Source organism: Kribbella endophytica, from assembly GCF_054781295.1.
This window is the reverse complement of record NZ_BAAGUR010000001.1, coordinates 436,856-449,928: the sequence shown is the minus strand read 5'-3', so window position 1 is coordinate 449,928 and position 13,073 is coordinate 436,856. Positions and strand designations below refer to the sequence as shown.

Below are 13,073 nucleotides of genomic sequence, written 5' to 3'. Positions count from 1 at the left end.
TCGCCTGGGGAGGCCTGACCGCGATGAGTGCTGGCAGTGGGGAAGTGCCGTCACCCGCAGGGGTGCGGACGATCGACGAGCTGAGCGTGCGGTTGCGCCGGCTGCAGAGCTGGTCGGGAGTGTCCTACCGGGAGATCCACCGCCGAGTGGTGCGCTCGCGGCAGGAGCGTGGCATCGGCGAGCTGCCGGCGTACAACACGATCTACCGGTGTCTGTCACCTGGCCGCCGGCGGCTGGACGTGGAGCTGGTCGTCGACATCGCGCGGGCTCTGCTGCCGGACGAGAGCCGGGCTGCTGAGTGGCGGCAGACGCATCAGCTGGTGTCCGGGCTGGCGGCCGAGGCTGCGGTCGTTCGGGTGACCGACTCGGTGGATGGTGAGGCTGAGGCGTTCGTCGGTCGCGACGAGACGGTGGCTGAGGTGATGGCTGGGCTCGGCTGCGGCAAGGTCGTCCTGGTGCACGGCATGCCTGGCGTCGGCAAGACCACGTTGGCCGTGCACCTGGCCAACCGGCTTGTGCACGACGCGGAGGTGCAGCTGTCGGTCAACCTGCGCGGCTACGACCCGGCCCGGCCGCCTGCTGATCCCGCCGCCGTACTGGACGGGTTCCTGCGGCATCTGAACGTGCCCGGCAGCCGGATCCATGGGCTGAGCCTCGGTGCGAGGGCTGCGTTGTTCCGGGAGCTGCTCGGCGACCGGCGGGCCGTCGTACTGCTGGACAACGCGGCGTCGGAGGACCAGATCGAGCCGTTGCTGGCCGGCAGTCCGACCTGCGTGACGCTGGTGACGAGTCGGCGCCGGCTGGTTGGCCCGGCTGATGCGCTGCGCGTTCGACTGGACGTGTTCGAGCCGGAGGAGTCGGCTGCGCTGCTGCGGAGTGCAGCCGGTACGGCGGCTGTGCTGGACGATGCGCCTGACGTCGCTGCGCGTTTGGCCGAGGTGGTCGGGCACCTGCCGCTTGCACTGGCCGTGCTGGCGGCGCGGATGCGCGCCCAGCCGTCCTGGTCTGCTGCTGACCACCTGGAGCGGCTGCTGGGGCACCGGGCTCGGCTGCGGCTGGACGACGGCGTGGCTGCCGCGCTGGCGATGTCGTACCAGGCACTCGAGCCGGCCAGCGCCCAGATGCTCCGGCTGCTCACGCTGCATCCCGGTCGCGACCTGGACCTGGATGCAGCGGCTGCACTCGCTGGGGTGTCGCCGTCGACGGCGCTGATTCACCTGACCGACCTGCTGGACGCGAGCCTGCTGAAGGAGCGGTCCGGTCGCTACGAGCTGCACGACCTGGTCCGGCTGCTGGCGGCCGACCGGGTGCGGGACGAGGACCCTGCGCCAGTACGGCGGGCAGCTGTGGTCCGTTTGCTGACGCACTACCGGTCGCTGGTCGCGGCGGCCGCCTCCGCGTACGCACCGGCCGACCGGAACCAGCTCGACATGCTGCGTGAGCACCCGGCGACCACGTTCGCCGACCTGCCCGAGGCGCAGGACTGGCTCGACGCCGAGCGGCAGAACCTGATCGCCACCGCGCTGGCCGCGCGCGAGCTCGGCCACCCGTCGTACGCGACCGATCTGTCGATGATCCTGCAGCGCTACCTGGACACGGCCGCGTTCTACGACGACGCGGTGGCGCTGCACCGTGAGGCGGTGCGTTGCGCGGAGACCGACCGGCTGCGGGGCCGGTCGTACAACAACCTCGGGTGCACCTACTGGCGGCTCGGCCGGTACGGCGACGCGCGGGCCGCCTACCAGCAGGCGCTCGCCGTGGCCCGCCGCATCGGCCACCCCGGTGGTGAGGCCTGCAGCGTGGTCAACATCGGGATGTGCAACCGGCGGCTCGGCGGGTACGCCGACGCGATCCGCCTGGCCCAGCAGGCGCTCGCGCTGTTCGATGCTAGTGGCAACAAATCGGGGCAGGCCACGGCGCTGGCCGAACTGGGCTGGTCCCAGCTGAGGCTCGGTCTGGCCGCGTCGGCGCTCGAACACTTCCGGTGTGGACTGGCGATCAGCCAGGAGCTGGGCGAGCGGACCCGCGACGAGGCCGAAGCGCTGACCAACGTCGCGGAGGCGAGCGCGGCCCTCGGCCTGCGCGCCGAGGCGATGCAGGGGTTCCAGGCCGCCGTCGCCCAGGCTCGCCGGTTGGCAGCTCCGCTGGCCGAAGCCGAAGCGCTGAACGGACTCGGCCGGCTACACCGGGCCGCCGGGGAGATCGACGAAGCCCTCGCCCGGCACGCCGAGGCGCTGGAGCTCGTTGTCGAGGTGGGCAGTCTGCCGGTGACGCTGGAGGTCGCCAACGACTGTGGTTTCGCGCTCACCCGGGCCGGGAGGTTCGCGGAGGGGATGCACCGGCACCAGTACGTGCTGTCCGAGGCGCACCGCATCGACGACCGCTACGAGCTGGGGCGAGCCTGTGCCGGGATCGGTGAGATCCTTGCCGCACAAGGGCTGATGAGCGCGGCAGCGGACTTCTGGTGGCGGGCGTACACGGCGTTCCTGGACCTCGGCTGCCCGGAGGCCACGGTAGTCGGCAGCCGGCTGGCGACGGCCGGCCACCACACGATCCTACGAAGGCAACTCCCGTCCGCCTGACCGCCGTACTGGCCAGGCGGACGGGAGGTCAGCTCAGCAGCGAGCGCCGTTGGAGGTGGAGTACCACGCCGAGTACGCGCTGACGCGGTTCAGTGCGCCGCTGGCCTTCTTCTCGTACAGGAAGAAACGCACGCAGGTGCCCTCGCGGTGGTCGTACTTGCACTCCTTCCACCCGTCGGCCGCGGCCGGAGCCGCGCAGTCACGCTCCTTGCCGTAGTTGGTGTCCACACCGGCCACGGTCGTCCAGCCGTTCGCGTCGAGGTCGACCACCCACTGGTCGTCACCGTCCCACTGGAAACAGGTCGCACCCCAGCTGGTGTAGATCCCGACACACCCAGCCGGCGGCGCCGCCGCGACCCCCATCCCCTCACCGATCACCTTGACGGCCTCACCCTTGGAGGCCACCGCGTCCCGCAGATCGACCGGGCCCGGCGCCGCTGCCGCCGTACCGGCCGCAGTGGCCCCCAGCAGCATCACACCGGCGGCCAAAGCGAACACACGCTTGGTGGTACCGAGAATCTTTCTCATTCCAGAAACGACCTTTCGGGCGGAGGTTGTGCTGTCTCCTCCACCCTCGGCCGATCCCCCTGGTCCCGTCCCACTTTTCGATCGAACTCGATCAGGGGCAGTCGGGGCGAGGCTGAACTGACCTGACCCACAGCTTGGCGTTACAGATTTTCTGAGACTTGCAGCTTCCTGCACATAACTGGCGAATGATGTCTAGCGCTTGATACGGTCGCGGGCGCCGCTGGAGGGGTCGGGGGACCCCAGGGCCTGTCAAAAGGTCATCCATGCCCCTGGGGGAACACACCATGGCCAAGTCCCGGCCGTCTGCCCGTAATCGTCGTGCCCGCGTTCGCTTTGGCCAGGCTCTCGCGATCGCCATTGCCCTAGCGGTTCCGCTGAGTGGACTCAGCTCCGCCAACGTCCCGACCGTCGCAGCGGCAGCCATACCGCAGGCGGCAATGGCTGGGCGCGGTGAGGCCTCGGCGCCAACCCAACAGGCGGGTACGACGGATCCGGCCGAGGCGGAGCCCCCAGTCGGCAAAAACACGGTGACGCCGCCGTCGCTGCGGTCGATGTTCCCGACCGATAGGAAAGAGCCGTCGGACAAGGTCGAGCAGACGCCGCCGAAGGTGGTTCCGGCGGCGGAGCCCAAGGATCCGGCGAACAGCTTCAGCGAGAAGACGAGCAAGGAGTTGCCCGAGCGTCGCGACCGGTTCTCGCAGACGTTCGTCAACGCCGACAAGACCGAGACGACTGTGCTGTCTCAGGGCCCGTTGAACTTCAAGAAGCCGGACGGTTCGTGGGCCAAGATCGACGCCGATCTGGCGCCGGCGGATGGCAAGGGCGGCTGGGAGGTGATCTCCAACGAGGTCTACTCGTGGATCGCTCCGAAGGCGAACAGCACTCCGCTGGTCCAGATGGAGCTGGGGAACGGTCACAACTTCGGGTGGAGCCTGGCCGGAGCTGGTGACGTCGCTGGCCAGATGACGGAGAACAAGGTTCTGTTCTCGGGTGTTGCGCCTGGCGCGGATCTGGAACTGGAGTCGCAGCCAACGGGCATCAAGGAAACCATCGTCCTGAGTTCGAAGACTGCCGGCCGGACGTACACGTTCCCGCTGCAGCTGACCGACAACCTCACGCCGTCGCTGGTCGGCAAGGAAATCGTCCTCACCGACGAGAACGGCGTTCAGCGCGGGAAGATCCCGGCCGGTGTGATGGAGGACAGCGGTACGACGAACGGCAGCCCGGCCACGTCGAGTGCCATCGAGTACGAACTGGTGACGGTCGACGGCAAGCCGGCGATCAAGGTCGTCGTTGACGATGCCTGGCTCGATGACCCGGCGCGGGTCTACCCGGTGAAGGTCGACCCGACCTTCTACTGGACGGAGTCCCAGAAGCCGAGCTACGCGGTGAGCGCCGGCTTGAGCGGCGGCATCGACGGTGGCCAGTCGCTGCAGATCGGTTGCCGTCCGGGGCCAGGGCAGACCACCTGCCCGAGCACGGGCTGGAACGTGTTCGCGTCATACCTGTCGTTCCCGAGCCTGGTGCCGGCCCTTCGCTATCACAAGATCTTCACGGCTCGGCTCGACTTGCTGAACTATGAATCCGGTTCGTGTGCGGCACGTTGGGTCGATGTGCACGGTGTCACCCAGGCGTGGCAAAACATCCCGCAAGCGCAGCTCAAGTTCCCCGGTCCGCCGGTGACACCAGCCGCCTTCGGCGGTGCGGGCTTCGCGAAGGGCTACATCGCGACGGGCCAGACTTCGTCGGCGTGCAAGGCCGGCTACCAGCCGATCGAGCTTCAGGCCGCCGGCCGCGACTGGATCCAGAGCCTGGCTGACGGGACGCGTGACAACTGGGGCCTGGCGGTGCGCGCCCGGAACCAGAACGACTCGGCGTCGTGGAAGAAGTTCGCCGGTGTCGACACCGCGAACCCGCCGCGGCTGGTGGTGACGCACTCGCCGTACCGGGCGTCGTACACGGCGATGCCGCAGAACCCTGCTGACTTCATCACCCAGGACAAGCCTGGCAAATTCCCGATCTACGTGAAGAACCTGGGCGCGTACACCTGGCAGCCGGGTGTGGACTTCATGACCTATCGGGTCTTTGACGAAGCCGGCAACCAGGTGCACACCGAGGACGCGCACAAGACTCAGTTCCCGACGATCGTCTCCCACCTGGGAGGTATGACGCTGCCCGTTTCGGTGCAGAAACTTCCTGGTAGTGCGGACGGCGTCACGTACTTCGTCGAGTTCACCATGGTTCATCAAGACGGCAGCATTCCAAGGACATTCACGGACTGGGGGATCGGTCCGCTGGTGCTGAAGGTCGTGGTGAAGAACGTTCCGCCGGTCGTTGATCCGGCCGGGGTGTGGCCTTTGAACGGGGCTCAGGCAACCACGTTGAGGCCGCAGGTGTGGGCGGACGCGGTCGATCCGGATGCGCCTGAGACGAGCATTCAGTACCGTTTCGAGGTGTGTGAGGTGGTCGGCACCGATCACCGCGTGAACTGCTTCACCAGCGGCGACTACGGCGCGGCCAAGACGTGGGTCGTGCCGTTCGGAAAGCTTGCCTGGAACAAGGAGTACGAGTGGCGGCCCTGGATCCGCGACAACGACGGTGTCGTGAAGACCATCCAGCCGATCACGATGTTCACCGACGTTCCGCAGCCGGTGATCACTTCGCACCTTGCCAGTAGTGAAGCCCAGCCCGGCGACAAGCCCTTCGACCCTCAGGCCGGCAACTACACCACGGCGGCGCTGGACGTCGTCGTTCCGGTTGCGGGACCAGAGCTCAACGTTGCGCGAACGTACAACGGTCTCGATCCACGTCGTGACGGACTGTTCGGCGCCGGCTGGTCGAGCCGCTACGACATGCGGGTCAAGGTCGATGGCATCTTCAGCGCGCTGGTGACCTACCCCGATGGGCGCCAGGTCCGATTCGCGCGAAACACCGACGGAAGTTACGCCGCTCCGCGTGGTTCCAAGGCGATTCTGACCGGAGCGATCTCGGGGCCGTGGTCCCTGCAGATCGCGCCCGGTACGAAGTACGAGTTCGCTGCGACGAGTGGACGACTGAGCAAGATCTCCGGTGCGCAGGGCAAGCCACTCGTACTGACTTACGACAGCGCTGAGGTGACGGCCAAACTGCAGTCGGTCGCGAGTCAGGACGGCGCCGGCCGCAAGCTCACCTTCTCCTGGACACAAGACGGTAAGCACGTCGCGTCGGTCAGCACCCAGCCGGTCGGTGGCACACCTTTGACGTGGACGTACGAGTACACCGGTGACGCATTGACCAAGGCGTGCAACTCCGAGCAGAAGTGCACGACGTACGGCTTCGAGCAAGGATCGCACTATCGCAGTGCGGTGCTGGACAGCAAGCCCGATGTCTATTACCGGTTGTCCGATGCTGTTGGGATCGCGTCGAACGAGGTCGACATCGCGCCACGAACCGACTTCGGGTCGCACCGCCAGACAACCCTCGGGCAGGGGTCCGCGCTGGCGGGTGTCGGCGACGCGGACAAGTCGACCGGATTCGGTGGCGCGACGGCCAAGTCGTCTGTCGGACTGAGGAACGGCATGCTGAATCGCAGTCGTGACGCGTCGGTCGAAATGTGGTTCAAGACGGGCGCCACTGGCTCGCAGCCGCTGATCGGTTATCAGAACAAGGCGCTGGGAACAGCCCCGACCGCCGGCATGCCACTGCTGTACGTCGGCGGCGACGGCAAGCTTCGAGGCCAGTTCTGGCAGGGAGCGGCAGCGCCGATCACCTCGTCGGCGCTGGTGAACGACAACCAGTGGCACCACGTAGCGCTGAACGCGTCCGACGGCTTCCAAACGTTGTACCTGGACGGTGGGTTGGTCGGCAGCCTGGACGGTCCGTCGATCAACAACGATCCCTTCCCGATCGGCCAGATCGGTGCGGCGGCGACCGCGCGGGCCCCTGACTGGCCAGGGTGGGGTACGGAGACGACCCGGTACTTCGATGGATTGATCGACGAAGTCTCGCTGTACTCACATCCGATCTCGGCCAAGGAGATCCAGAGCCACTACGAGCTGGGCAAGACGGCCGCCGACCAGTTGACATCGATCACGACTCCCGGCGGACGCACGCTGGCCCAGCTTCGGTACAACCCTGCCGACGACCGCATCACCGAGTACGTCGACGCCAACGGCGGCTCGTGGGACCTGGACATCGCCAGAATCAGCGGCGGTGACACAGACCTTCGGCGTACGGTCCGCGTGACCGACCCGGCCAATCGGTCGTACGTCTACGAGTACGACGCGCTCGCGGGCAGGTTGCTGCGAGTTGGTCGTCCGCTCGGTGCGCGGACGAGGGCGGAGGACCATCCGAGCGCACCGGCTCCCGAGGTCGCTGTGGACTGGCCGCGATCGGGCTACGGGATCAGAAGCTTCACCTACGACAAGACCGGCGTCATGACGAAGGTGACGAACGAGGTCGGTGCCGAGGTCAGCATGACCTACGACTCTCGTGGGAACGTCGCGTCGACGAAGACCTGCCGGACGGCGACGGACTGCCGGACCGAGTTCAACGTGTACCACGCGAACTCGGCGTGGAGTCCGCTTGACCCACGGTGGGACAAGGTGGCGATCTACCGGGACGGCAGGTCGAGCAGCGCGACGGACGACACCTACCGGCGGAGTACGTCGCTGAACGCGGCCGGTGACTTCATCACGGAACGCAGTCCCGACGGTGGCGAGGTCAACTACACCTACACCGACGGCGTAGCGACCGGCGCTGATGGCCAACCGATGCCGGCCGGTCTGCTGCGCACCTCGACGAGCAAGGTCACGGCAACCACGACCGCGCAGACGCAGTACCTCTACACCCAGCACGGCCAAGTGGCGCAGTTGACCGCTCCGTCCGGGCTGGTCACGAAGTACACCTATGACGAGATCGGCCGCAAGCTCACCGAGACGCAGGTGTCAGACAGCCTTCCGGCCGGCGTCACCTCGACGTACGCCTACGACAAGATGTCTCGTGTCATCAGCGTTACTGGTCCGGTCACGACCGACGCGGTGACGGGTGACAAGCATCAGCAGCGGGCTGAGATCGAGTACGACGACGACGGCAACGTCGCGAAGTCGACCGCCAAGGACGTGCTGACCGACGACGAACCGCGGGTCACCACCTTCGAGTACGACGATCGCGGCCGCGTGATTCGCACGGTCGACGCCACCGGCAAGGAAACCCAGCAGGGGTACGACCAGTTCGGCAACAAGACCTGGTCGCAGGACGCCAACGGCGCGCGGTTCGAGTACGCCTACAACGACCTCAACCTGCTGACCGAGGTCCGCGACTTCAACATGCCGGGCGACACTCCGGACGACCCGGAGGACACTCCTGAGGACGGCCCGACCGAGGGCGTCGACTACACGATCCAGCAGACCACCTGGTACGACCCGGCTGGCCGCAAGTCGGTCGACATCGACGCGATGAAGCGGGTCACGAACTACATCTACAATGGCGACGACACCCTCAAGACCGCGACGCTGGTCGGATTCCACAACCCCGACGGCACAACCCGCGACTTCGTTCTCGCCAGCAACACCTACGACAAGGCGGGCAACCGGACCAGGTCGGTCACCGACAACGGCAAAACCACGATCGACTACACCTACGACCTGGCCGGCCGGGTGGCGACCACTACCGGCGACCCGCAGACCTTGAAGCGGAAGACGACCGATACCCACGACCTCGCGGGCAATGTCACCAAGCGCGAGACAACGGGAGCCTGGTCGAACGCGGATCTGGCCGGCCCGACGACCGTGACCGACGTCGTCAGCTACGTGTTCGACACGGCGGGGCGTCCGGTGGAGACCAAGGTCCAGAACACCGACGGTTCCCTCCTCACCACTTCTTCGACGTACGACCAGCGTGGCCTGAGGCTCACCGAGACCCAGCCTCGCGGCAACGTCGCGGGAGCGGTCAAGGCGGACTTCACGACCAAGTTCGAGTACGACGAGCTCGGCCGCCAGATCCGGACGGTAGCGCCGAAGGTCCAGGCCGAGCAGAACGGTGACCCCGCTGCTGCGGTTCAGCCGACCGCAGCTGTGGGTTATGGCGCTTTCGGGCAGCAGACGTCCGTGAAGGATGCTCTAGGCAACATCAGCAAGACGGTGTTCGACAAGCTCGGCCGTCCCGTCGAGGTCAGCGGAGCGCCGTACACGCCACCAGGCAGACAGGCGCTGACACCCAAGGCGACCGTCGAATACGACGCGGTCGGCAACGTGCTGGCGCAGATCGACGAACGGGGCAACGCCACACGATTCACCTACGACCCTCTCGGCCGGCAGATCCAGGTCGACGCACCTGGCAAGACCAACGACGAACGCGCGCTCACCAAGCTGACCTACACGCCGACCGGCGAGGTCGAGTCGGCGACGGATCCGCTCGGCGCGGTCACGAAGTACACCTATGACGATCTGGACCGTCCCGTCACGACCACGGCGGTCGAGCGGAAGCCGGTCGCCGGGAACTTCGTCACCCGGTTGACCTACGACGACCTGAGTAATGTCGTGAAGGCGCAGACTCCGTCGGGCGCGATCGCAACGAACACCTACGACACCCTCGGCCAGCTCACGCAGTCGACCGACCCGAACAGCGTGCTGACCAAGCTGGGCTACGACTACGCGGGCCGTCAGGTCCGGAGCAGTGACGGGCTCGGCCGAAGCAGCATCGCGTCGTACAACAAGGCTGGTCAGCTCGTGTCCAGCAAGGTGCTCGACGCGGCCAACAACTCGCTGGGGACCACGCAGCTCGGCTACGACGCTGACGGGAACCTCGTCAGTTCGACACCGGCCAGTGGCAACCGCGCGACGACATACACCTACGACGCGCTCGGCCGGCTGACCCAGCAGGTCGACCCGGTGTCGGCGACCCAGTCGATCACCATCGGCTACGGGTACGACGCCGCAGGCAACCGCACGCGCTACACCGACGGGCGTGGCAACTCCACGACGTACACGATCAACACTCTCGGACTCCCCGAGAAGGTGATCGAACCGTCGACCACCGCGCATCCGGCGCCGGCCGACCGCACCTGGACCGCCTCGTACGATGCAGCTGGCAACTCCTCGCTGCTGCTCTCGCCAGGCGGAGTCCAGCGCACTCGCACCTACGACGCCGTCGGACGGCTGCTGAAGGAGGAGGGAACTGGCGCTGAGGCCTCGACCGCCACCCGCGAGCTCGGCTATGACCTCGCCGGACGCCTCACCTCGAGCAGCTCGATCGACGGCGCGAACTCCTACAACTACAACGACCGCGGCATGCTCCTGCGTGCCGACGGCCCGTCTGGAACCTCGACCCAGGGTTATGACGCCGACGGGCAGTTGACCCAGCGGATCGACGCTGCGGGCACTGCCGACTTCACCTATCTCAACGGCCGTCCGGCGACGGTCACCGACCCGGTCACCCGCACCTCCCAGACGCTCGGCTACAACACCGCCGGCCAGCTGAGCACCATCGACTACGGGTCCGGCCGGCTCCGGACCGTCGGCTACGACGCCTACGGCCGGATGAACGCCGACACGCTGAAGGCAGGCCAGACCGTCGTCTCCTCGATGACGTACGGCTACGACGCCGACAACAACATCACCAGCAAGAAGACCACCGGCGTCGCCGGCGCTGCTGACAACACCTACTCCTACGACCAGCTCGGCCGGCTCACCTCCTGGACTGCCGGGACCAAGACCACCGAATACGGCTGGGACGCCGCGAGCAACCGGACCAAGGCCGGCACAAAGCTCGCGACGTACGACGAGCGCAACCGGCTGATCAACGACGGCACGTCCGACTACACCTACTCGGCGCGTGGCAGCTTGTTGTCGAAGAAGGCGGGCGCGACCACGGAGGCGTTCACCTTTGACGCCTTCGACCGGATGATCAAGAGCTCCGACCGCGACTTCACCTACGACGCCCTGGACCGTCCTGTGGCTGCCGGGACCGCCCGGATGCGGTACGCCGGGTTCAGCGACGAGGTAGTCACCGACGGCACCCAGTCGTTCGGTCGCAGCGCCAGCGACGGTCTGCTCTCCGTCGGCTACGACGCAACCAAGCGCCTGGTCCTCGCAGACCGCCACGGCGACATCATCGGCGGCTTCGACCCCACCGACACCACGCTGGCCGCCGGGCTGCCCGACTCCCGCAGCTACGACCCCTTCGGCAACTCCACCGCCGCCAACGGCCTCAAGTACCGCATCGGCTACCAAGGCGACTGGACCGACCCCCGCAGCGGCGACGTCAACCAAGGCGCCCGCTGGTACAACACCGAATCCGGCACCTTCAACTCCCGCGACACCATCAGCCACGCGGCGGGCTCGGCCTCGTCCCTGCCGAACCTGTACGCGTACGCCGCCGGCAACCCAACAACTTTGAACGATCCGACCGGGAACAAGCCCTTCGATCCCGATGGTGGTCAGTACGACCCGCATTGCGAACTTGAGAACATCGGAGAGGGCGACTTCTGGAACTGTGTTGGTTGGGATTACACCCCTCCGCCAAGCGATTGCCAGAAGAACTGCGACACAGAGCGGGACTGCAAGAAGACGGATTGCGACAAGCCAGGGCCTACTTGCAAGACCAACCCGAAACTCTGCCCGCCGCCCATCAAGGACTGCCGCAAGACCAACACCTGCCCGGTGGAGAAGTGCAAGCGGAACTGTGATCCTCCTCCGCCGCCGAAGAAGTGCGATGCCGAGTGCAAGCGCAAGCAGAAGGAGAAAGAGGACCGCGAGCGGACAGAGAAGGCCCTCCAGGACCAGGAAGATCGCGCTAGGAACAACCCGGTCGTTCCTCCTGGCAGTCCAACCTGCAGCGCCGCCAACCCAAGCCTCTGCCCACGCAACCCCACCCGCCCAGCCGACCAGAACGGCGGCTACGTAGACCGCACCACCCAAACCGGCGGCTCCGCTGACCTCGCCTACCAAAACGCCGTCACCACCCTCGGCACCACCATCGGCGGCGTGAGTGAAACAGGCTCCCTCGGCTCGCTGATGACCGGCGCGATGATGCCGCCCTGGAACAACATTCCCTGCGAACTGGGTGGCTGCGGCGGCGGTATGGGCCCCGGCGGTCTCCGTGGCATTCCCGTCAGTCCTGAAGTTGTGGGGGGATTGGGGATTGGGGTCATGCTCGCGCAACTGGCCAAGGATCTATCAATCCTTGGGCCTCTTGGTGGGATCCTGCATCACAGTTCCGATGACGAGTCCGGATCCTCGAGTGGGATCGGAGGCGAAGGTGGCGGCACCTGTAGCGATCCGGAGCATTGTTTGGAGGGAAAGAAGGGTTACGATGTGTACGATCCTCAGACTCGAAATATAATTACGGATATCGATCAGGTAGATCGAGGTGTTCTGTGGGAGCTGAAGTCCGCACAGTACGCCGACGAAGGATGGCTGACGAAGCACCTAGACAGGAAGGTCGATCTGTATCTCAAGGCAAGGCAGCAGTTGCCGAGCTACGAGAACGCTCCGATTGGATTCCGTTTCGAGAAGCCGGTCGACCCGCGATTCCGGACAGCGGTCGAAAATCATGTCAACAAGTTGCGTGAGGCAAATCCAGGTGTCGACATCAGGCTGGAGTTCTTGAAGTGAGCTATCTGTTCGAGGTTGCGGATCACATAGTTTGGGATGTTTCGCAGGGGCCGGCGCGTCTGTACCTGGCGATGGCGAAAGACGTCAGCGACATGCTTGGCGTGCCGACCGGGATCAGTGAACCCTTCAATGATGCTTGTGAGATCGACCGTGCGCAGTTCGGCGCCTTTGTCGAGGCTGTGCTTGCTGCTTACGGTGATACGAATCATGCTGTTTTCCGTGATTTGCTGGGCGGAGTGATTCGTCCGAGCCTTGTACTTGCTGAACGCATTGGTTTTCCGGTCGACGCATCCTCCGATCACGCTCGAGCCTTGCTGGCGGACGCGCGCACACTCGGCCGGTCGATGGCGCGTTGAGGGCTGGTTCGGCT

4 protein-coding genes are annotated in these 13,073 nt (G+C 66.1%); 3 read left to right on the top strand and 1 reads right to left on the bottom strand.

All coding sequences use genetic code 11. The features are described 5' to 3' along the window. Nucleotides 1-23 precede the first annotated feature (23 nt). Nucleotides 24-2,582, top strand: a complete 2,559-nt coding sequence (locus ACYVIO_RS02210; protein WP_460648930.1) for a tetratricopeptide repeat protein — start codon at nucleotides 24-26, stop codon at nucleotides 2,580-2,582. A gap of 33 nt (nucleotides 2,583-2,615) precedes the next feature. Here the strand turns inward: ACYVIO_RS02210 and ACYVIO_RS02205 are convergent, their stop codons facing one another. Continuing rightward, on the bottom strand, nucleotides 2,616-3,110 hold the full coding sequence (locus ACYVIO_RS02205; protein WP_460648929.1) for a hypothetical protein: 495 nt from the start codon (nucleotides 3,108-3,110) through the stop codon (nucleotides 2,616-2,618). 551 nt (nucleotides 3,111-3,661) lie between these two features. Between ACYVIO_RS02205 and ACYVIO_RS02200 the strand changes: the two genes are divergently transcribed. Then, nucleotides 3,662-12,703 (top strand): LamG-like jellyroll fold domain-containing protein, encoded by a 9,042-nt coding sequence (locus ACYVIO_RS02200; protein WP_460648928.1) that lies wholly within the window; start codon nucleotides 3,662-3,664, stop codon nucleotides 12,701-12,703. Next, nucleotides 12,700-13,059 (top strand): DUF6086 family protein, encoded by a 360-nt coding sequence (locus ACYVIO_RS02195; protein ID WP_460648927.1) that lies wholly within the window; start codon nucleotides 12,700-12,702, stop codon nucleotides 13,057-13,059. The genes ACYVIO_RS02200 and ACYVIO_RS02195 overlap by 4 nt, the downstream gene beginning before the upstream one ends. The last annotated feature ends 14 nt before the right edge of the window (nucleotides 13,060-13,073 follow it).

Coding starts and splice junctions, on each gene's coding strand:
- ACYVIO_RS02200 (WP_460648928.1), top strand. CDS start 3,662: ATGTTCCCGACCGATAGGAAAGAGCCGTCGGACAAGGTCGAGCAGACG.
- ACYVIO_RS02205 (WP_460648929.1), bottom strand. CDS start 3,110: ATGAGAAAGATTCTCGGTACCACCAAGCGTGTGTTCGCTTTGGCCGCC.
- ACYVIO_RS02210 (WP_460648930.1), top strand. CDS start 24: ATGAGTGCTGGCAGTGGGGAAGTGCCGTCACCCGCAGGGGTGCGGACG.